This window comes from Asaia lannensis NBRC 102526 (assembly GCF_024054035.1).
Classification (GTDB): domain Bacteria; phylum Pseudomonadota; class Alphaproteobacteria; order Acetobacterales; family Acetobacteraceae; genus Asaia; species Asaia lannensis.
This window is the reverse complement of the sequence record NZ_JAMXQU010000013.1, coordinates 43,935-62,353: the sequence shown is the minus strand read 5'-3', so window position 1 is coordinate 62,353 and position 18,419 is coordinate 43,935. Positions and strand designations below refer to the sequence as shown.

26 protein-coding genes are annotated in these 18,419 nt (G+C 61.9%); 19 read left to right on the top strand and 7 right to left on the bottom strand.

Annotated elements, in window-relative coordinates:
* Positions 1–89 precede the first annotated feature (89 nt).
* The 5 genes from NF685_RS13535 to NF685_RS13515 all read right to left on the bottom strand — a co-directional run bounded on the left by NF685_RS13535 (position 90) and on the right by NF685_RS13515 (position 2,894).
* Entirely contained in the window at positions 90–1,103 is a 1,014-nt protein-coding gene (locus tag NF685_RS13535; RefSeq protein ID WP_252850038.1) for a tyrosine-type recombinase/integrase, read from the bottom strand.
* On the bottom strand, positions 1,100–1,366 hold the full coding sequence (locus tag NF685_RS13530; RefSeq protein WP_025842062.1) for a hypothetical protein: 267 nt from the start codon (positions 1,364–1,366) through the stop codon (positions 1,100–1,102). Before NF685_RS13530 ends, NF685_RS13535 begins: the two co-directional genes overlap by 4 nt.
* Positions 1,363–1,677, bottom strand: coding sequence for a hypothetical protein (locus tag NF685_RS13525; protein WP_252850037.1), 315 nt, complete (start codon positions 1,675–1,677; stop codon positions 1,363–1,365). Before NF685_RS13525 ends, NF685_RS13530 begins: the two co-directional genes overlap by 4 nt.
* A complete protein-coding gene (locus NF685_RS13520; RefSeq protein ID WP_252850036.1) occupies positions 1,674–1,997 on the bottom strand; it encodes a hypothetical protein in 324 nt (107 codons plus the stop codon). Before NF685_RS13520 ends, NF685_RS13525 begins: the two co-directional genes overlap by 4 nt.
* A 366-nt stretch (positions 1,998–2,363) precedes the next feature.
* Positions 2,364–2,894 (bottom strand): helix-turn-helix domain-containing protein, encoded by a 531-nt coding sequence (locus NF685_RS13515; RefSeq protein WP_252850035.1) that lies wholly within the window; start codon positions 2,892–2,894, stop codon positions 2,364–2,366.
* Between the two features lie 281 nt (positions 2,895–3,175).
* Between NF685_RS13515 and NF685_RS13510 the strand changes: the two genes are divergently transcribed.
* From NF685_RS13510 to NF685_RS13460, 11 genes are all read left to right on the top strand, one after another.
* Positions 3,176–3,643, top strand: a complete 468-nt coding sequence (locus NF685_RS13510; RefSeq protein ID WP_252850034.1) for a hypothetical protein — start codon at positions 3,176–3,178, stop codon at positions 3,641–3,643.
* A 3-nt stretch (positions 3,644–3,646) separates the two neighbouring features.
* Positions 3,647–3,976, top strand: coding sequence for a hypothetical protein (locus NF685_RS13505; RefSeq protein ID WP_252850033.1), 330 nt, complete (start codon positions 3,647–3,649; stop codon positions 3,974–3,976).
* Entirely contained in the window at positions 3,976–4,146 is a 171-nt protein-coding gene (locus tag NF685_RS13500; protein ID WP_161630799.1) for a helix-turn-helix domain-containing protein, read from the top strand. The genes NF685_RS13505 and NF685_RS13500 overlap by 1 nt, the downstream gene beginning before the upstream one ends.
* Position 4,147: 1 nt before the next feature.
* A complete protein-coding gene (locus tag NF685_RS13495; RefSeq protein ID WP_252850032.1) occupies positions 4,148–5,173 on the top strand; it encodes a DUF7146 domain-containing protein in 1,026 nt (341 codons plus the stop codon).
* Positions 5,160–7,010 carry an ATP-binding protein gene (locus NF685_RS13490; protein ID WP_252850031.1) on the top strand — a complete coding sequence of 617 codons (1,851 nt, stop codon included), beginning with the start codon at positions 5,160–5,162 and terminating at the stop codon, positions 7,008–7,010. The genes NF685_RS13495 and NF685_RS13490 overlap by 14 nt, the downstream gene beginning before the upstream one ends.
* A 295-nt stretch (positions 7,011–7,305) precedes the next feature.
* Positions 7,306–7,749, top strand: coding sequence for a DUF6362 family protein (locus NF685_RS13485; RefSeq protein ID WP_252850030.1), 444 nt, complete (start codon positions 7,306–7,308; stop codon positions 7,747–7,749).
* Between the two features lie 113 nt (positions 7,750–7,862).
* Positions 7,863–8,189, top strand: coding sequence for an HNH endonuclease signature motif containing protein (locus NF685_RS13480; RefSeq protein ID WP_252850029.1), 327 nt, complete (start codon positions 7,863–7,865; stop codon positions 8,187–8,189).
* 116 nt (positions 8,190–8,305) lie between these two features.
* On the top strand, positions 8,306–8,656 hold the full coding sequence (locus NF685_RS13475; RefSeq protein WP_252850028.1) for a hypothetical protein: 351 nt from the start codon (positions 8,306–8,308) through the stop codon (positions 8,654–8,656).
* A gap of 1 nt (position 8,657) precedes the next feature.
* Complete coding sequence (locus NF685_RS13470) at positions 8,658–10,358, top strand: terminase large subunit (RefSeq protein WP_252850027.1); 1,701 nt, start codon at positions 8,658–8,660, stop codon at positions 10,356–10,358.
* Complete coding sequence (locus NF685_RS13465; RefSeq protein ID WP_252850026.1) at positions 10,355–11,680, top strand: phage portal protein; 1,326 nt, start codon at positions 10,355–10,357, stop codon at positions 11,678–11,680. The genes NF685_RS13470 and NF685_RS13465 overlap by 4 nt, the downstream gene beginning before the upstream one ends.
* Positions 11,673–12,281 carry an HK97 family phage prohead protease gene (locus NF685_RS13460; RefSeq protein ID WP_252850025.1) on the top strand — a complete coding sequence of 203 codons (609 nt, stop codon included), beginning with the start codon at positions 11,673–11,675 and terminating at the stop codon, positions 12,279–12,281. The genes NF685_RS13465 and NF685_RS13460 overlap by 8 nt, the downstream gene beginning before the upstream one ends.
* A gap of 31 nt (positions 12,282–12,312) precedes the next feature.
* On the opposite strand, the gene NF685_RS14380 is transcribed toward NF685_RS13460, so the two are convergent.
* Positions 12,313–12,591, bottom strand: a complete 279-nt coding sequence (locus NF685_RS14380) for a YrhB domain-containing protein (RefSeq protein ID WP_353936384.1) — start codon at positions 12,589–12,591, stop codon at positions 12,313–12,315.
* Between the two features lie 74 nt (positions 12,592–12,665).
* On the opposite strand from NF685_RS14380, the gene NF685_RS13455 reads away from it, so the two are divergent.
* The 8 genes from NF685_RS13455 to NF685_RS13420 all read left to right on the top strand — a co-directional run bounded on the left by NF685_RS13455 (position 12,666) and on the right by NF685_RS13420 (position 17,895).
* A complete protein-coding gene (locus NF685_RS13455; protein WP_252850024.1) occupies positions 12,666–13,937 on the top strand; it encodes a phage major capsid protein in 1,272 nt (423 codons plus the stop codon).
* A gap of 12 nt (positions 13,938–13,949) precedes the next feature.
* Entirely contained in the window at positions 13,950–14,609 is a 660-nt protein-coding gene (locus NF685_RS13450; RefSeq protein ID WP_252850023.1) for a hypothetical protein, read from the top strand.
* Entirely contained in the window at positions 14,606–14,929 is a 324-nt protein-coding gene (locus tag NF685_RS13445; protein ID WP_252850022.1) for a hypothetical protein, read from the top strand. The genes NF685_RS13450 and NF685_RS13445 overlap by 4 nt, the downstream gene beginning before the upstream one ends.
* Positions 14,929–15,354 (top strand): hypothetical protein, encoded by a 426-nt coding sequence (locus NF685_RS13440; protein ID WP_252850021.1) that lies wholly within the window; start codon positions 14,929–14,931, stop codon positions 15,352–15,354. The genes NF685_RS13445 and NF685_RS13440 overlap by 1 nt, the downstream gene beginning before the upstream one ends.
* Before the next feature lie 64 nt (positions 15,355–15,418).
* Entirely contained in the window at positions 15,419–16,369 is a 951-nt protein-coding gene (locus NF685_RS13435) for a phage tail tube protein (protein ID WP_252850020.1), read from the top strand.
* A gap of 69 nt (positions 16,370–16,438) precedes the next feature.
* Positions 16,439–16,876 carry a hypothetical protein gene (locus NF685_RS13430; protein ID WP_252850019.1) on the top strand — a complete coding sequence of 146 codons (438 nt, stop codon included), beginning with the start codon at positions 16,439–16,441 and terminating at the stop codon, positions 16,874–16,876.
* A gap of 83 nt (positions 16,877–16,959) precedes the next feature.
* Positions 16,960–17,253, top strand: coding sequence for a hypothetical protein (locus NF685_RS13425; protein WP_252850018.1), 294 nt, complete (start codon positions 16,960–16,962; stop codon positions 17,251–17,253).
* Positions 17,254–17,256: 3 nt separating this feature from the next.
* The gene (locus NF685_RS13420; RefSeq protein ID WP_252850017.1) at positions 17,257–17,895 is read left to right on the top strand and encodes a hypothetical protein; all 639 of its coding nucleotides are present in this window, start codon (positions 17,257–17,259) and stop codon (positions 17,893–17,895) included.
* Positions 17,896–17,913: 18 nt separating this feature from the next.
* On the opposite strand, the gene NF685_RS13415 is transcribed toward NF685_RS13420, so the two are convergent.
* On the bottom strand, positions 17,914–18,324 hold the full coding sequence (locus NF685_RS13415; RefSeq protein ID WP_252850016.1) for an MliC family protein: 411 nt from the start codon (positions 18,322–18,324) through the stop codon (positions 17,914–17,916).
* Positions 18,325–18,419: the final 95 nt, after the last annotated feature.

Here is an 18,419-nt window from a genome sequence, read left to right as displayed (position 1 = left end):
TATCGACGTCTCACAAGCCATGATCCTCGTCGCCATGGGCGCCAATCTCACCCGCAGAAATGCCCATCCGTGAGTTTCCAAACAGGCTCTTACAATTTGATCCTTTCGATCGCTGAGCGGGCCAGCTTTTCCTGGTCCACCGCACGCGTGTATCGCTCGACTTCCGCGAGAGTCGCGTGGCCCGTAATGGCGGCTATCTGGTGGGTCGTGCAGCCTGCCTCTGCCAGCCTTCTGGCGGCGGCCTTTCGCAGTCCGTGCGGGCTCAGGCCTTCCGGTAGCTCCGCTGCTGCTCGCCATTCGCGAAACCGCATATAAAACCCGTTGGCGGTGTATGCCTTCCCTGCCGGTGTTTGCAGGAACGTCCCTGTTGCCGGTGCGGCGTCGATCTCCTGCGCGAGGCGAGGATGGATCGGGATCAGAAGCCGCGCTCCTGTCTTTTGCTGCCGCACCTCCAGCAGATCGCCTCGACGGTCCGCACTACCCATACGCACCACATCGCTGCGCCTCTGTCCTGTATAGACCAGAAGCGTGAGCGCCAGTCGCTGGATGCTTCCCTGGGGCCAGCGTGCCTCGTATCGGTCAATCTGCTCCTCAGTCCATGTGACGGCACCCTCGGCCTTTTCCTTGTGGCGTTTCACTGCACTGGCCGGATTATCGGGACGCCATCCTTCGCTGACGGCATGATCGAACAGCACCCGCAGGATCTTGAGCCGGTTATTCGCCGCCGCCGGGGTCGCGGTATGACGGGCAAGAATGCGCCGGACGTAAACCGGCTGGAAGTCCGTTACGAACGCATTCGCGTAATCCTGTTTCTGCATATTCAGCAGGATACGGCGGTAGGTCGAGCGCGTTGTTTCTGCGAGAGCCGCAAAGCGCGCGCTGCGCGTCCAGAAATCGATCAACCCGGCCAGCGTGCGCGGGGGCTCTTTCGGGCGTAAGGTTTCGGGCTTCCCCGCAGCAAGCGCATCATTATATGCGGCTAGAAATCCCGGGTCGTTTTCAGCCGGTAGTCTTTTCGATTTGTGCCCCGGGCGGCGGAAATAGAGGCGCGCCTTGCCCCGCCTGTCCTTTACGCGCTGGATATATCGCAGTCTCAGAATCATGGCGGCAGGATAGCCTCCAGCATGTTCGGTTCCGGCATGGGGAGTATGTCCGGTTTTCGCTCTATGCCGGCGAGGTGGTCGAGATAACGATCCAGATCCTCACGCAGCCACCCGAAATTGCGCGGCGACAGGATAATCCGGCGGCAATGCGGCGCAACGTGCTGCATGAATGTCTCGCGGCCGATCATGCCCCCCAGATAGGTTATGGCCTGCTCGGTGCTCAGCAGGCGCGGCGCGATATTGAGAACGGTGGCGTATCTCATGATCGCGGGCCCTCCCTGCCCTTTTCCGCGCCAGCCCGAAAACTGGCGCGGCCGCCTTCTTGCTCGATCTGTGCGACCAGTAAGGCACGCAACCGGGCACGCGCCTCTTCCACTATGGCTTCCATCGTCAGGCGGGCGCGATACTCCCAGCCCGGCAGCGTTTCAAGACCGTTGAAGGCCGCTACCGCAGTGAGCTCTGCCAGCAGTTCAAGATAATCCTGACGCGACAACGCCAGACGATTGCACGTTGCCGCGATTTCCGTCGACGCGGCGGCGAAAGCACGTCTCTTGGTTTCTGCCCGGTCATTCACAGGATAAATCCCCTCCGGGCAGCGGTAATCGCAAGCCCGCGCAGCGCGTCGATCTGCGCCGCATGGGCTGGCGGAATGGTCACACGGCCCGGGTGCCGGGTTGCGCAGTAGTTCTGTAACTCTTTGGCCAATGCCGAAGCCGCATGCTTCCACGGCGCAGCGCATTGCGGCGGTCGACCATCATCGGCGCGCGTGGCGGCGTAGCGCCAGCGGCGGAACAGGTCGAGGGCGTGCGCCTGCTCGGCTTGGGATAGCGGGGCAATGGCGATCCAGAACGCACGCTCTGTCATGACGGCGAGTCGTTGGGCAGGAAGTGTCACGGTGCGCATCTCCTAAAGAACGCACGATATGTCGCATATACCGACAGACATCACAACCAAATAATGTCGTCTATATCGACATAGGCTTATCCACTGCTCCTTACCTGAGACGACGCCTCTGATTTTTCCGGGGTGACCTATGGGATGGGGAGGCGAATTGGGGCGTGCAGGATCGGAGCAGCTGCTTACTCGCGATCATCACGCAGGAACAGGGCGGAAGGGGAAGCAGCGACCAGAAAGCAGCAGTAATGGATAGCGTTAATTTGTAATCAACACCTCCAATCTAGAACTGTACTAACCGCCCTGTACTCGATACGTTCCATAGGAAAACAGGAGTGGCCCGTGCTCAAGAAAATCTCTGATAATTCAGACGATCTGTGCCTTTTTGTCCCGGACAAGAAGGTTGAGAAGCATGTTTTTCTCGTTGTCACTGAGACCACGCCAAAATTCGATGAGGGTCTTTTCGTCCTGTTCTATCGGCGCACCGCCGATATCTTGGCTTGCCGCAGAAGATCCAGAATAAAGGTAGTCAAGTGATACAGAGAAGTAGTGAGCTATCTCTACAAATGTCGCAAATCCAGGGTGCTTTCCACCTTCAATTTCGGCCAAATGCGACCGGCTGATGTCGAGCGCCGCTGACACGTCAACCTGTGACTGTTTACGTGCTTTGCGAAGCTCTCTTATGCGAGCGCCCATTTTTCCGTCCGTGATCATAGACGCACCATGACGCATTAATGCATTTTCCGTGCCGCCTATACCGACATTATCCTTGACGCCAAGTGTCGGTATAGGCGACAACGCAGTATGGACACGAAAGATATCATCCGCCGGGCCGGTGGGACAAACAAGGTCGCCAATGCGGTTCGCCGCAAGCACAATACAGTTGCTGGTTGGCAAAAAGTTCCTCCCTGCCATGTCGTTGCCGTGGCTGAACTAAGCGGAGTGCCGCCTCATCTTATAAGGCCGGATGTGTTTCCTCCCCCGAAAGGCGGGACGAGCCGGGGGCTGGCGCTGCGGCTGCCTAAATAACAGGCCCGAGCCATGCTCGCTTGCGGAAACGTTCCGCAAAACCACCAGACACAAGATTTCTCGCGTCCCTGACACAGAGAGACTGCCACCTATGTTCCCGTCGATAGATAGAGCTGTCCTGTTTGTCCTCGATATTGGGGTCAAGGCTCATGACTGAAGTCCACCGGGCCCAAGTCGCCTGTCTGAAAACAGCCACGCAAGCCGCAATCAGGCTTGTCGGTGGGGTTGAAGCAGCAGCCTCCTGCACGCGCGTCGGAAAGACGCAGATTTCTGAATATCAGAACCGCAATTCACCGCATGTTGTCCCTACCGACGTCGCCGTCGCGCTGGACGGTTATGCGCAACAGCCCCTCATTCTCGCCGCCATGGCCACCATCGAGGGTTATGCGCTGCTCCCGATCGCGTTCGGCGAGGGATGCGCGGCAACAGCCATGAGCGAAGTCGCGGCCTCGGCCAGTGGCACGATGACCGCAGCCATCAGGGCGCTGGCAGATGGCAGGATCGACCGGACCGAGGCTGCCGACCTGTCGCAGCGTCTGGGCGACCTCATACGCCACTCGACCGATGCGCTACAGAAAATGCAGGCGCTCGCTTTTCGCGCCGATGGAGAGGGTTGAGCCATGCCTCGCCCCGCCATCATGACGCCAGAACGCGAGGCTGCAACCGTGCTCATGCGCCGCATGAGGGCGCAGCGCGGCGGAGCGGAAAAGATTGCCGCAAAGCTCTCTCTCGATCCATGCACGGTCAAGGGGTGGGAGCTTCTACCGGCCTGTCATCTCAGGCGTTTCGTTGCCTGTTTTGGCAATCATCCTCCGAGCCACAAGAGTGTGCGATCGCTACAGCCTGAACCGGTCGAGCGGATCGACCGCAAATGCCTGTGTTGCGGGGCGTGGTTTACCGCAAAAGGGCGCTGGCTGCGCCTGTGCCAGCCCTGCCGGGAGTGCTGCTGATGGCCCGGCCCGCGCTCGATCGGGGTCGCATCGACCCCGCCATAGCGGCGCTGCGCCAGCGTGGTGCAAGCGCATCGCGCATCGCCCGCGCGCTGGGCATATCGGAACGCACGGTGCGCTATGCGCTTCGCCGTCTGGCCGTGCCATCGCCTGAGAGAAAGGCGGCATGACATGACCATGCAGATCGGCGCGGCCGAACTCTCGACCCTTTTGACCCAGCGCATCGATCAGCTGGTGCGCGAGCTGTTGCCATTCGGGCAGCGCATGGGCGCAGACTGGCGGTGCGATTCCCTGTCGGGTGGCAAGGGCACCGCGTTTTCCGTGCATCTGACCGGCAAAAATCCGGGGGGCTGGGTCGATCATCGCTCGGGTGAGTTTGGCGATGCGCTCGATCTGGTGGCGGCGTGCCTGACAGGCGGGAATACGAAAGAGGCCTATCGCTGGGCGCATGGCTGGCTCGGGCTGGGCGATCTTGGCCCGGTCGCCATACGACAGGCGCATCTGGCGGCGGAAAAGATCCAGCGCGACGCGGTAAAGGACGAGCAGGACGGGCGCAAGAAGGCGTTGGCCATGTGGCTCAATGCCGAGCCCGTCACCGAGGGTTCGCCGGTGCTCGCCTATATCCGCAATCGCGGTATCGACGTCGCCCCGCTCGGGCGTTTCACGCGCTCCATACGCTTTGCCCCCGCCCATTACTGCAATGAGGTGCAGCGCAAACTGCCCGCCATGCTGGCCGCCTTCACCGATGCCACGGGCGCACATGTCGCCACGCATCAGACATGGCTTGCGCAGGATAGCGAGGGCCGGTGGGTCAAGGCGCGGCTCGATGTCGCCAAGAAAATACGCGGGGCCTATGCGGGCGCTGCCATTCGCCTGCGCAAGGGCGAGACCGGCGAGACGCTGGCCAAGGCCCGCCCGGATGAAATCGTGCTGATCGGCGAAGGTATCGAAACCTGTCTTTCGGTGGCCGTGTGCTGCCCTGAATTTCGCGTGCTCGCAGCCGGTAGCCTGAGCAACATGGCGGCCATCTGGCTGCCGGACCAGGTGCGCAGGGTCACGCTTCTTGCCGATCGGGATGAACACGAAGCCGCAAAGCGTGGTCTCGATCGGGCGATCGATTTTCACCTTTCCAGAGGTCGCGAGGTGCGGGTCGCAAAACCCCCTCGCGGGAAGGATTTCAACGATGCAATCCAATGATATCCGCGATGCGGTACTGCGCGCCGACCGGGCGTTTCAGGTCATCGACGGGGGCCGCCAGGATGGCGAGCGCAAGGGCGGCGGCGAGCCGCCAGCCGCGCCAGAAGAAAACGAGCCTTGTCCCGTTACGGCGCTGGGCCATCTCGATGGCTCCTATTTCTTTCTCGACCGCGTGGGACAGCTGCGTGTGCTGACCGCAAGACAGGTCGGGTCGCGCCATGATCTGCTTGGCCTGTTTGCCGGGAATGACGGATGGTTGCGCGCGACCTTTCCGAAAAAGGCGCAATGCAAGACAAAGGATAAGGACGGGCAGGAAGTTACCGAGGAAAAGGTGGTGGATTTCCGCATCAATTCGGTGGCCAGCTATTTACAGGCTGAGTGCGCTCAGGCCGGGCTTTTCGGGTCTCATATCATGATCCGCAAACCGGGCGTGTGGCCTGCCGAAAATGGTTTCCCGGTGGTTCATTGCGGCGACACCGTGATGATAGGCGACCGACTGGAAAAGGCAGGAACACGCACCGGGAATCAGGTATGGGCCGCTGCCCCGCCCTCACCTCGCCCCGCGCGGCCCTGCGGTCCGGAGGAAGGGCGTTACCTGCTTGAGCAGATCCGCAGGCTCTGGAATTTTCGCACGCCGGGCGGCGAGATTGCGGTGCTCGGGTTGCTTGCCTGCGCCTATTACGGGGCGTCCATCCCGTGGCGGCCTGCCGGGTTTCTGATCGGCGGGGCCGGGTCGGGCAAATCGTCGCTGTTGCGCGTGTTGCAGGCGGCGTCGCCTTTGCATGTGTTCGTCAATGACACGTCGAAAGCCGGTCTTGAACAGAGGCTCGACGGGCGCGCCATGCCCGCTTTCATCGATGAGGCGTCCGATCGCGAGGATCAGCGCGGTGCGCGTGCGCTGCTCGATCTCGTGCTCTCATCGACGGGCGGCGAGGGCACGAAAGGCGTGCGCGGCGGCAAGGATGGCGTGGCCCGGAGTATCGAGGTTGTCGGCTCGATCATCATGGCCTCGATCAACCCGCCTGACATGCAGGCGCAGCATCTGGGACGCTTCACGATTATCGACCTGGCCAAGGCCGAGGAAGGGGCCGATCATTCCACCGAGCATCGCGACCTCGCCACCTGGGCACGCGAGCACGGCGCAGCACTTTGGGGTCGTGCCCTTGCCGGTTGGGAACGCCACCGCGCCGCGCTGGCGATATTCCGGGCGGCGCTTCTCGAAAGCGGTTGTCAGCCTCGTGAAATGGACCAGCTTGGCACTATTCTTGCCGGTTGGTGGGTCATGACAGAGGATACAATTCCCGATGAACGTGGCGCGCAAATAGGAATTGGCGCTTTATCAGAATTTGTGCGTGACGCGGAGGACGTTACGACGCAAGATGCCCCGACCCGCATGATCAATCACCTGTTGACGCAGCTTGTCATGGTGCAGAGATCGACCGAGAGGAAATCTATAGCTGACCTTATCGAGCGCCTTCTCGAAAATGACAGTGGACAGAGGCCGGATCTCGATCCGCTCTCGCGCTCTGTTGCGGACGAAGTGCTCGGGCAATACGGGATCAGGGTTATCAGGCCAAACGAGATCAAGGCGCGCAACGGCGTGGCATATCCTCGCGAGGCCGATGGTGCCGGGCTCTGGTTTTCCCAAGGGAATGCCATGCTGACCCGGCTATTCGAAGATACGCCGTTCGCCGGTCAACGCTGGCTCTATGAGCTGCGACGTCTTGAATCGGCCCGCAGCCCCAAACGCAAGGTCAAGATCGGCTCGATGACTCCCGCCCGCTGCGTGTGGGTTACGGCGGCCGAACTGGGCTTCGGAGTAGGTGAAGATGCCTAACTCATTGAGAATGCTACATAATCCCGTAGCCAATGGTAGCCAGCCGGTAGCCATAAAAGAGCAATAAAAACAACGCCGTAGCTCCCGTAGCCGCCGTAGCCACTCCCTGCACCTGTATAGACGCCTTCCCCACAAAGGGAGACGTGTCTCTTGTGTCCTGAATACTGGCTACCGTGGCTACCATGGCTACCACTACTATAACCTACTGATAAATATATATAATCCTGTAGCCAATCCCGTAGCCCGGTAGCCAGACCGGTAGCCAATGGGCTCCAGCGGCCCGGAAGAGGATGAAATGACCCCGGAATACGTCCTGTTCGATCACTCCCGCGATATTGCCGATCAGGTTGCGGAGTGGCTTGCCGAGGCAGCGGACACGCTCGCGGCCCTTCCTGCCACGGGCACCAGGCCGAGCACGCATTGCGTCAAATGGCCCGACGTCGTGTTCGACCCGGAAGATCTGGACTGGTTCCGCGAGATGGAAGCCTTCATGCCGCCACCGACTGCCGAGCAGATCAGGCGCATGGATATCGCGCTGGGCTGGCTTTCCCTGATCGATGCCTCGCAGATCAGGCTGCGCCGCGTGATCAATATGCGCCTGATCGTTCATCCCATATCCGGCCGCAACCGTTGGGGATGGGAGAAGATTGCTGGTAAACTGGGTGTTGCCGAGCCCACCGCCAAAAGATGGCACCGCCTTGGATGCGAAGCCATCGGAAAGAAAATTGCGTCCCGTTGATTTTTAATGTTGCTTTTGTTGGTTTTTGCAGTATTTCAAGTGTCATTCTCGCGAGACGCTTACCCATTCGGGCAGGCGTCTTTTTTTGTGCCTGATTTCTGGAGTGATGGTCCATGGCAGTCCGCAAACTGCAATGCGTCCTGCCAGCGGTTCGTAGCGTCAAGACCGGTATTGCAACGGCGCTGCCCAAGCAGACAAAAACCATCTACCTCTCACCTGAATGGCGCGGCCTCATGTCCCGCCTACTCGCCCGACGTGGCCAAGGCTGCGAGGCCTGCGGTCGTACCGGCTGCCGGATCTTCGGCGATCATATCCATGAACTGAAAGACGGCGGCGCACCGCTCGATCCGGGCAATATCCGGCTGCTTTGTGGCTCCTGCCACAGCACCAAGACCGCCCGCGTCCGGGCCATCCGCACCCGCGAAACCCCAACCCGCTGACCCCGAGGGGGCAGGTCGAAAGTCCGGCCGGATCCTACCCCCGCAACCGCGCAAGGCTCAGCGGCAGATTTTCCGGTCTATCAAGGAAATCAAGTTATCAAGGAAAGGGAGCAGAAATGGCTCATGGTGGCGCACGTCCTGGCGCCGGACGCAAAAAGGGCAGCCGCAACAGGAAGCAGGTGGACTGGAATGGCCCCCTCGTGGTCGATCCCTCCGCACTCGCACCCGGCCTCGATGCCCTGAGCGGCATGAGCCCGCAGGATCTCGCGACCTGCTCGCCGCTGGCCTTCCTCACGCATATCTATCGTAATCGCAGTCTGGCCGCCGCCATACGCGCCGACGCCGCCAAAGCCGCCCTTCCCTACGCTCATGCCCGCCTCGCGGCCCCGCGCGAGGATCAGCCCGCCCTGCCCGGCCTCGATAACGGCTGGGGCAACGACCTGCCCCCGATGAACAGAAGGAACTGACATGCTGGATCTGAGCCGGAAGGACTGGGAGGCGCGTTTGCGTGCCAGCCAGTCCCTCCTGCCGGATCTGGACCCGGTCAATCCCGATCTCGCCGCGCGGGCCGTGCGCTGCTTCGACCGGCTGCGCATTCCTGACGTGCCCGGCACGCCTACCATGGCGCAAGCCTGCGGCAACTGGTTCCGCGAGATCGTCTCGGCCCTGTTCGGCGCGCTCGATCCCGAAACGGGCGTGCGCGCCATCCAGGAGCTTTTCCTCCTGGTGCCGAAGAAGAACAGCAAGACCACGAACGGCGCAGGGCTGATGCTGACGGCCGTAATCGTGAATAAACGTCCCAACGCCGAATTCCTGATCGTCGCACCCACCAAGGAAATCGCCGATCTCGCCTTCAGCCAGGCGCTCGGCATGGTGCAGAACGACCGCACGCTGATGCGGTGCTTCCAGGTGCAGCAGCATCTCAAGCGCCTCAGGTTTCACGCGACAGGCGCAACCCTGCAGGTCAAGGCGTTCAGCCCTGACGTCATGACCGGCGTAAAGCCCGCAGGCGTGCTGGTGGACGAGCAGCACGTCATTGCCATGCGCAACGATGCGGGCAGCGTCATGCGCCAGATACGCGGCGGCATGATTTCGCAGCCCGAGGCGTTCCTGGCCATCATCACCACCCAGAGCGACGGGCCGCCTCGGGGCGTGTTCGCGCAGGACCTGATCCGCGCCCGCGAGATCCGCGACGGCAAACGCTTCCAGCCGGTTCTGCCGGTCCTGTACGAATTGCCGCCCGATATCCAGCAACCCGCGAAACTGCCCGGCGAGGCCGCGCCCTGGGAAGATCCCGCCTACTGGCCGATGGTTCTGCCCAATCTGGGCCGGTCGATCACGCTGGACCGCCTGAAGCGCGAATATGACGACGCACGCGAGAAAGGCGTGGGCGAGCTGGCCAGCTGGGCTTCGCAGCATCTCAATGTCGAGATCGGCCTCGCCCTGCGCTCCGATCGCTGGGTCGGTGCCGATTACTGGCAGGGCGCAGGCGATGACACGCTGACCCTCGACGCCCTGATCGAACGCTGCGAGGTGATCGTGGCAGGCATCGACGGCGGCGGGCTCGACGATCTGCTGTCGCTCGCGGTTCTCGGGCGTGACGCCATTACGGGCCAGTGGCTGCACTGGCAGAAAAGCTGGGTGTTCGAGGGCGTACTGGCGCTTCGCAAGCGCGAGGCCAGCCAGCTGCGTGACTTCGAGGCGCAGGGCGATCTGGTCATCACGGCCGAGCCCGGCACCGATATCGACCAGCTGGTGGCGGTGCTCGGCACAATCGACCGGAGCAACAAGCTCGCGATCGTGGGGCTCGACCCGATGGGCGTGGGCGCCATTGTCGATGCGCTGGCCCAGATCGGCATTGCGCATGAGCGTGTGGTGGGCATCTCTCAGGGCTGGACGCTCTCGGGTGCCATCAAGACCGCCGAGCGCAAGCTGGCGGATGGCACGCTCTGCCACGGTGCGCGGCCGATCATGGGCTGGGCCGTCTCGAACGCGAAGGTCGAGCCTCGGGGCAATGCCATCATCATCACCAAACAGGCGGCGGGCTTTCTCAAGATCGACCCGCTGATGGCGCTGCTCAATGCCGTCACGCTGATGAGCCGCAACCCCGAGCCGCCCGGTGGCGGCCGAATGGATGATTTTCTTTCAACCGGGATCATTGCCGTATGAGCATCGCCACAAGACTGCGCGGCATGGCCTGGAAGACCGCAAGCGCGGCGTTCCAGTCCGTCACGGGCGTATCCCTCACCGATCTGCGCCTCGGGGCTTTCATGGCGGGCGGGCCGAGCATTGCGGGCCAGAGCGTCTCGGTCGATACCGCGCTGCAGCTCGATACGGTCTGGGCCTGCATACGGCTCCTGTCCGAAACCATCGGCTCCATGCCGCTCAAGCTGCATGAGCAGCAGGGCGACGGGCAATCGTCTCTGGCGCGCGATCACCCGCTTTATCGCGTGCTGGCCCGCGCGCCCAACGCCGATATGACGCCCATCGAGTTCTGGTCGTGCATGGCCGCGTGCTGCCTCGCCTGGGGCAATGGCTTCGCGCAGATCATGCGTCGCGGTGACATGCAGATTGCGGCCCTCAATCCGCTGCGACCCGATCGCATGACCGTGCAGCGTGATCCCGTTACCGGGGCGCTGGTCTATCGCTACAGCTATCAGGGCAGGACACTGGTGCTCGATGAGGGCGACGTGTTCCACATCAAGGGCTTCTGTTTCGACGGGCTCATGGGCATCTCGCCCATCACGGCGGGTCGGCAATCCATAGGGGCCGCGCTCGCCGCCGAGGAAACGGCGGGGCGCATGTTCCGCAACGGGCTGCTCTCGCAGACCTATATCTCTGCGCCCACCTATCTGACCGGCCCGCAGAAGGAACAGGCCAAGGCGATCCTCGGCGAGTATTCGGGCGCAATCAATGCAGGCAAGACGCCTCTGCTCGAGGGCGGGTGGAAGGTCGAGAGCATCGGGCTCAGGGCCGAGGATCTGCAACTCCTGCAAACCCGTCAGCTGGGCGTTGCGACACTTTGCCGGTGGTTCGGGGTGCAGCCGGTCATGATCGGAGCCATGGAGAAATCCACGGCCTGGGGCACCGGGCTGGAACAGATGAATCTCTGGTTCCTGCAATACGGTCTCATGCCCTGGCTGCAACGCATCGAACAGGCTGTTTCGCGCTGCCTGCTCTCGCCTGCCGAGCGTGACCGGTATTTCGCCCGGTTCAATGTCGATGCGCTGTTGCGTGGCGATAGCACGGCGCGGGCGGGCTACATGCAAACCGCGCTGCGCTCGGGCTGGATGACCGTCAACGAGGCCCGCGCCAATGACAACCTGGCCCCCATGCCGGGCGGCGATGTGCTGATGGTGCAGGCGCAGATGATCCCGCTTGCCGATATCGGCAAGCCCCGCAGCCTGACCGGCACTGGGGGGCAGGATCCGCCTGCCAGTAACCGACCGCCCGGCACGCAATCCGGCATCACGGGAGATGACAATGAGTAACTATCTGGCCGCTGCCTTCGAGTGGAAGTTTGCACCCGACGCGAAAGAAGGCAGTTTCGAGGGCTATGGCAGCGTGTTCGGCCATCAGGACGCGCATGGCGATATCGTCCTGCCCGGTGCCTTTGCCGAGACCTTGGCCGAGCGCAAGGCGCAGGGGCGCAGCATCCCGATGCACGTCATGCACGGCATCCTTGGCGGCGACGGCCTGCCGGTCGGCGTCTGGGACGATGCCAGCGAGGACAGCCACGGCCTGCATCTGCGCGGGCGTCTGTCCGGCATGGATACCGATTACGGGCGCAGGCTTTACGGCCTGGTGAAAGACGGGGCACTCGGTGGCCTCTCCATCGGCTTTTCCGTGCGCAAGGACGGTGCAACCTTCGGCACCGCTCCAGGCGGCCCGCGCCGCCAGATCAGGGCCGCGAACCTGCACGAAGTCAGCCTTGTCGATGACCCGTCCAACGCGCTCGCCCGCGTGACTGAAATGCGCAGGCGATTTTATCCCGTGGGGCCGCAGCTGCCCGATCTGGCGGCAGAGCTACGCGCCGCCAGCCGTAGTCTCGTTGAAGCGGTCAGATCGCAGTCGCATATGGGTTCCCGCTGATCCGGTTAGGGTTGCTCGGCTACGAAGCGCGTCATTTGCGAAGGAACGACCCGGTTCGCACGTAATCAGCAAGGCATTCTTCCAGCGGCCTGTCGGTTGGACAGGCACGAATTTTACCTGTTTTGCGGTCAACGATGAGAGGGACGCTTCCAGCGAGCCGATCACCGGGATCGTGTGTCTCCAGAAAGCGTTTTGACTGGTAACGAAAACACCACCCGCTCTCGAATTCCTGTTCGAAAACAATCTGGAGCGGTTGGTCGGCTCTGCTCAAATACAATTCTACTGACGCTCTCGCATCTTCAAATGTCATTACTGTTTCTTCCATAAAAGTCTGGGAGTTCCAGGCTTTCGGAGACGCTACACGATTTAATTGGGAGCGTCGAAGTGAACATTCATCATCACTCCTTCAAGGGCGCTTCGGGCGCCCTTTTTCATGAGGAAAACCCCATGTCCGATTACGAACAGGCCGCCCGCGATCTCAAGGCCGCAACCGATGAGGTCAAGCGTTTTGCCGAAGCCTCGACCACAGAACTGCGCAACCTCGGCAAGGTGACGGAAGAAACCAGGGCCAGCGCCGACAAGGCCCTGGCTGAAATGAACGGGCTATCCGCCCGCTTGGCCGATATCGAGCAGAAGGCCGCCCGTCATAGCGGCAACCCTATGAATGCTGTGCAGAGTCTTGGCGAAGAATTCATGGCCAGCGATGCGGCTCGCGAACTGAAATCGTCGTTTCAGGGGCGTGTCAGGTCGGAAATGGAGCGCAAGGCACTTACTACTGGCCCTGCAACAATGGGCACGACAACCTCCGCTGGCACGTCCCTGATTCCGACGATGCGTTTGCCCGGTATCGATCTGGTACGCTTGCCGAAGCCAACCCTGCGCAGTCTTATCCCTTCGGGCGCAACATCTTCGCCGATTATCGAATTCGTCAGACAGAAGAGCTTTACGAACAAGGCAGCGACGGTCGCTGAAGGAGCTAAGAAGCCTTACTCGGATATGACTTTCGAGCTGGACCGCGCGAATGTTGCTGTCATCGCTCATTTGTTCAAGGTCTCCAAACAGGCCTTGGACGATGCTCCGGAACTCACTTCGATCATCAACTCCCAGGGTGTGGCCGGGCTCGAGCAGGTCGAAGAATATCAGTTCATGTACGGTGACGGAGTTGGTGCCAATATTCTTGGCCTCATGGAGCAGGCAACTGATTTTGCTGCACCCGCAGGGCTGACGCCTCCTGATAGCGCACTGGATACGATCCGCATGGCCATGCTTCAGGCATCGCTGTCGCTGTATCCCGCCACTGGCATCGTTCTCAACGAAATCGACTGGTTCCGCATCACGTCGGTCAAGGATGAGATCGGACGCTACGTTCTGGGCGATCCGCAATCCGTTGCAACGCATACTCTATGGGGATTGCCCGTCGTAATCAGTAATACGATCCGGCAGGGCGACTTCCTGGTGGGGGCCTTTGCCACAGGTGCCCAGATTTTTGATCGTCAGTCGGTCGCAATCGAGGTCGCGGTAAACAACGGCACCGACTTCGAAGACAATATGGCGTCGATCCGCATCGAGGAACGCACCGGCCTCGTCGTTTATCGTCAGCAATCCTTCATCACCGGCACCCTGCCGCCCGATGCGACCGCTGCAAAGAAATCCTGATCGGGGGGCACCATGACGCTCACCATTCTCGAAGCGCCAGACAAGAATCTCCCTCTGGTCTCGCTCGATGCCCTGCGCGATCAGCTGGCGGGCGAGCCGGGCGGGCAGAGCAATGACCCGGCCCTGAGCGAGTATCTGGCCCAGGCCACGGCCCTCGTGCAGGCCACGCTGGGCCGTCCGGTTCTGGCGGGTCTGTATCGCCAGACCCTGCGCGTTGGGGATGGCGAGCGCAGGTTGTCGCTCACTCTCACCGCCTCGCCTGTGGTCGAGATCGTGACCGTCACGCAGGACGGTTTCACCCTCGACCCCGGCCCCGAGGGCTGGGAGTGCGCGGCCTGGTCCGGCCTGCTCTACCCTTCCCGGCTGCAAGGCGGCTGGTGGTGGCCGGGGCGCTATCGTGTGACCTATCGCGGCGGCTGGATCCTGCCGGGCATGAAAGACGACCAGGGCGAGCCTCTGGCCCCGACCGTGCCCGCCGATATACGCGCTGCCACGCTCTCGACCGCCCGGGCCCTGTTCTTCACCGCCCAGCGCGGCGACCCGCTCCTGCGTTCAGAGAGCGAGCAAGGCGTGGGCGCAAGCAGCTGGGCCACGCCCGATGCAAGCCTCGGCGGCCTGCCACCCGATGCGGCGTCCATCCTCGCCCGCTATGCGCTGGCGGGTCTGTCATGAGCGTGGGCGCGAGCCGACGCAGGCGGCAAATCCTGCGTGCCGGGCGTCTCATGGTCCTGTCGCGCCCGCGCATGGAAGGCAGCCTGGCCGTGACCGGCTATGCCCCGCCCCCGCAGGCCGCGCAGCTGGCGGAAGGTGTGGGGAAAGCCACGCTGCTCGTGCAGATCACCGCCGATGAAACGGGCCGAACCGGCTATGAGCCGCGCAAGGGCGACACCCTGCGCGACGGGCCGAAAACCTACACCCTGACAGACGCCAGCCCGGTTTTCGACCGGGGCACGCTGTGCGGCTGGACCCTGATCGCTTCGGGAGGTTCCTAATGCTGTCCGATATTGTCTGGAATGACGCCTATACCCGCGCCCAGCTGGTCGCGAAACAACAGGGCCTCGCCCTGGTCGATGCGCTCGAACAGCAGAGCGAGGATCGGCCCGCTCTGTTCTGGCGCATGGAAGCCCAGGCGAGCCAGTCGGACCGCTTCGGCACCGGTGAGGAAGCGATGGAGGAAGATGGCGAATTTGCCTTTCATCTGACTATCCGGGCTGGGTCGATCCTCACCCCTGACGCATTGAGCCTGTGCAAGGGCATGAGCGTCATGTTCCGCGCCCAATTGGAAGGCGTGCAACGCCTGCCCGATGGGCTGCACTATGACGGGCAGAGCCTCTTTCCGCCCGATCCCGATACGGGCGGGAACTGGTTCACCATGACCCTGATCGTTCACTACCGCTTTCAGGATCGCATGATCTGACAGTCGCAAGGCCGCCCCATCCGGGCGGCTTTTTTCTTGCCTGCAACCTCAAGGGGAAAACCTCATGGCCTATACCGGCGCAACAGCCAATTACGCGGCGGCAGCGCAATCCAATGCCTCGACCGTCTCTTATGCCAAGGAAGAAACCTATGCCGTCAAACCGGGCGGGGCCTTCCAGCGCACGCGCTTTACCGGCGAGAGCTTCCGTATCAACGACACGCGCCAGAGCCCGGAGGAAATCAACCTGCTGGCCGAGGTCTCGCAATCTGTCACCACGCAGCTGAGTGTGTCGGGCACCCTGTCCGGTGCGCTCTCGGTCGGCACCTATGACGACCTGCTTGCGGGCATCATGGGAGCGGACTGGGCCAATGACGGCTCAATCGTCAATAACAACCTGGTCAAGACCTGGTGTCTCAATCAGGCAATCGGTGACGGGTTTTTCCTTCGCCCCGGCGCGTTCTGCACGCGGGCGCAGCTGAGTTTCCCGCAGGGCAATTTCGCGACCGCCGCTTTCGATTTCACCTGTGCGCGGCAGGAAAAGAGCCTGACCGATCCCGCCGCCAGCTACATCCCCGCCCCCACAGGCACGGTGCTCGACACGGTAGGTAATTTCGGCTCGTTCAGGCTGGGCGGTCAGGTGCCGGTCGGCGTGCTGCGACAGGTCGATATCACACTCACGCGCGAGGGGGCCGATAGCGATTACGGCATCGGTCAGGCCTATGCGTGCGGCATCCGCCCCGGCCAGTTCAAGGCCGCAGGCCAGCTGCAGATCTTCTTCAAGGACTGGAGCCTGTACGACCGTTACGTCGCAGGCTGGTCGGGCGCGATCGATATCGAGGTGATGGACGCGACCGGCAACGGCTATCGCTTCACCTTCCTCAATGGTCGCCTGCAAAGCCCGCAGATCAATGCCGGAAGCCGCAATACCTCCATCGTTGCGACCTTCGACCTCGAAGGCAACCCGCAGACAGGCGGCGGCACGTTCCGGATCACCCGCATCAAGCCTGCCTCCTGAGCGCAGCCCGACGCAGCGCGTCAGTTTGCCCCTGTCACCCCCGCTCATTCCATCAGGAAACAGACAATAATGGCAAAACTCTCCGATTTCTCGCGCAACGCCGACCGTATGCGCGAAGGCGAAACGATCGAGGTCGGTCCGATCGGCAACACGTTTCACATCACGACACGCGGTTTCACCCCGCGTTATCGCGATGCCCTTTACGACCTCAAACTGGCAGCCGCCCGCAAGCTCAACCGCTCGCAAAAGCCGGGCGCATCGAGCTACGGCCCCGAAAGCCTGCCGCCGACAGAGGATGACCGCGCCCAGGGTCAGGCCATTGCCGATCATTGCGTCATCGGTGTGAGCGGCCTGCAGCACGATGACGGCCAGGAGGTCACGATCGACGAGTTCCGCGCCATGCTCGCAAGCGGCGAGCAGCCCTTGCTGATCGCGCTTGCCATTTCGGCAGCGGCTCGCGTCGGTGATGACCGCGCCCGCGAGCATGAGGAAGCGGTGGGAAACTGACGCAAGCCCTCGCCTGGGAACTGGAGTTCGGTCAGTTCACCGGCGAGGGCGACATTGCCGAACAGCGTAAAGCCTTTCTCGCGATGAAACCACGGCTTGCTCCCGCCCACGAACGCTCCTGGCGATGCTGGCATGAGCTGCAGCACGACCGCGCCTGGACGCTCGATCTGATCGGCGTGGGTATGGGCAAGATCCGTGGCGTGTCACGTCCGGGTGCGATCACCTGGGCCGCGCTCGCGCTCTGGTGCCAGACCAACGCCGTGACGCAGGAAGATGCACCCTGGCTTATCGCCCAGGTGCGGGCGCTCGATGCCGTCTTTCTTGAGCACAGAAATGAGCGGATCACCGCAAGCATTGCGCAATTCATGAAAGGGTGAGCCATGGCACAAGCCGCAACCTTCAGCCGGTCGCTGCGCCTTTTTGTCGATCGCAACCTCTCCCCCGATGCCCTGCGGGCCGAGATGGCAAGACGGGCCATTGCGGCGCGTGACGATCTGATCGCACGCGGCGAGGCCCCGCCCAGCTGGCGGCGCTATGTGGATGGCAAAGCCGATGCACCGGAAACCAGCGTGCGGCTAGATGGGGCCATTCTCTATCGCTTCAATCTCACGAGCGAAGCGGCAGAGGCTGCGCTCGCTCTGTGCCGGTCAACATCGCCCGTGCGCAGCGGACGCTTTCGCGATGCCTGGGTGCTAATCTGCGACGGAAAGCCATGGAAAAAGCCGCTCAAGGATCTGCCTGCTGATGGCACGATCCTGATCGTCAATCCGATGCCCTATGCCCGCAAGATCGAGACCGGGGCACTGGAGCCACGCATACGACGCAACCAGATCGAGCGCGTGCGACAAACCCTCATGCGGCGCTGTCCAACGCTCTCTTTCGGAAAGATATTCGTGCGCCTGAGCAGCGGTATTGCATCGTCTGCCCCCTACATCCTGCGCGGTGCTTCGGGCGAGCGCAGGACACGGGCCGGTACGATCATGACTTATCCGGCGTTGCAGATCACCCTTCGGTCATGAAAACTGGACTGTAAACAATCAGTCCTTGATTTCGTGACAGGTGAGCATGGCACTGGCATCCATCTCGCTCGAGAACATGGCATCGTCGCCCTTGCTCCACCAGACATATTCGGCCGCGGCATATTTGGCGCCGCTTGCGGCAATCACGTCGGTAAATATCTGCGTTTTTCCGTCGACCGGAAGCACAGCGAGGCTGATATCGCCCGCGTTGATATAGCTTACCTTGACGATTTTCTCGGGCAGGACAGCACGCAGCCTAGCTGAACTCGCGCCCTTTTTTGCCTTGCAGTTGTAGGACACAATCTGACGCTGGATGTCGGTCGACGACGACAGTGGAATCGAGAGTGAATCGCCAGTCTCTGCGTGCGCGGATGCAACAGCGGTCATGGCTGTCAAAGCAATCGCGGCTCCCGTCAATTTACGAATCATAGTCCTGCTCCACTTCCTGTTGCGCTTGCCTGCGCGTCTCGCGGCATGCGCGCACCTTCCTATCAAATGACGGCAACATTTCGGCTCATCCGCAT

Coding starts and splice junctions, on each gene's coding strand:
- NF685_RS13535 (WP_252850038.1), bottom strand. CDS start 1,103: ATGATTCTGAGACTGCGATATATCCAGCGCGTAAAGGACAGGCGGGGC.
- NF685_RS13530 (WP_025842062.1), bottom strand. CDS start 1,366: ATGAGATACGCCACCGTTCTCAATATCGCGCCGCGCCTGCTGAGCACC.
- NF685_RS13510 (WP_252850034.1), top strand. CDS start 3,176: ATGACTGAAGTCCACCGGGCCCAAGTCGCCTGTCTGAAAACAGCCACG.
- NF685_RS13505 (WP_252850033.1), top strand. CDS start 3,647: ATGCCTCGCCCCGCCATCATGACGCCAGAACGCGAGGCTGCAACCGTG.
- NF685_RS13500 (WP_161630799.1), top strand. CDS start 3,976: ATGGCCCGGCCCGCGCTCGATCGGGGTCGCATCGACCCCGCCATAGCG.
- NF685_RS13495 (WP_252850032.1), top strand. CDS start 4,148: ATGACCATGCAGATCGGCGCGGCCGAACTCTCGACCCTTTTGACCCAG.
- NF685_RS13490 (WP_252850031.1), top strand. CDS start 5,160: ATGCAATCCAATGATATCCGCGATGCGGTACTGCGCGCCGACCGGGCG.
- NF685_RS13485 (WP_252850030.1), top strand. CDS start 7,306: ATGACCCCGGAATACGTCCTGTTCGATCACTCCCGCGATATTGCCGAT.
- NF685_RS13480 (WP_252850029.1), top strand. CDS start 7,863: ATGGCAGTCCGCAAACTGCAATGCGTCCTGCCAGCGGTTCGTAGCGTC.
- NF685_RS13475 (WP_252850028.1), top strand. CDS start 8,306: ATGGCTCATGGTGGCGCACGTCCTGGCGCCGGACGCAAAAAGGGCAGC.
- NF685_RS13470 (WP_252850027.1), top strand. CDS start 8,658: ATGCTGGATCTGAGCCGGAAGGACTGGGAGGCGCGTTTGCGTGCCAGC.
- NF685_RS13465 (WP_252850026.1), top strand. CDS start 10,355: ATGAGCATCGCCACAAGACTGCGCGGCATGGCCTGGAAGACCGCAAGC.
- NF685_RS13460 (WP_252850025.1), top strand. CDS start 11,673: ATGAGTAACTATCTGGCCGCTGCCTTCGAGTGGAAGTTTGCACCCGAC.
- NF685_RS14380 (WP_353936384.1), bottom strand. CDS start 12,591: ATGACATTTGAAGATGCGAGAGCGTCAGTAGAATTGTATTTGAGCAGA.
- NF685_RS13450 (WP_252850023.1), top strand. CDS start 13,950: ATGACGCTCACCATTCTCGAAGCGCCAGACAAGAATCTCCCTCTGGTC.
- NF685_RS13445 (WP_252850022.1), top strand. CDS start 14,606: ATGAGCGTGGGCGCGAGCCGACGCAGGCGGCAAATCCTGCGTGCCGGG.
- NF685_RS13440 (WP_252850021.1), top strand. CDS start 14,929: ATGCTGTCCGATATTGTCTGGAATGACGCCTATACCCGCGCCCAGCTG.
- NF685_RS13435 (WP_252850020.1), top strand. CDS start 15,419: ATGGCCTATACCGGCGCAACAGCCAATTACGCGGCGGCAGCGCAATCC.
- NF685_RS13430 (WP_252850019.1), top strand. CDS start 16,439: ATGGCAAAACTCTCCGATTTCTCGCGCAACGCCGACCGTATGCGCGAA.
- NF685_RS13425 (WP_252850018.1), top strand. CDS start 16,960: ATGAAACCACGGCTTGCTCCCGCCCACGAACGCTCCTGGCGATGCTGG.
- NF685_RS13420 (WP_252850017.1), top strand. CDS start 17,257: ATGGCACAAGCCGCAACCTTCAGCCGGTCGCTGCGCCTTTTTGTCGAT.
- NF685_RS13415 (WP_252850016.1), bottom strand. CDS start 18,324: ATGATTCGTAAATTGACGGGAGCCGCGATTGCTTTGACAGCCATGACC.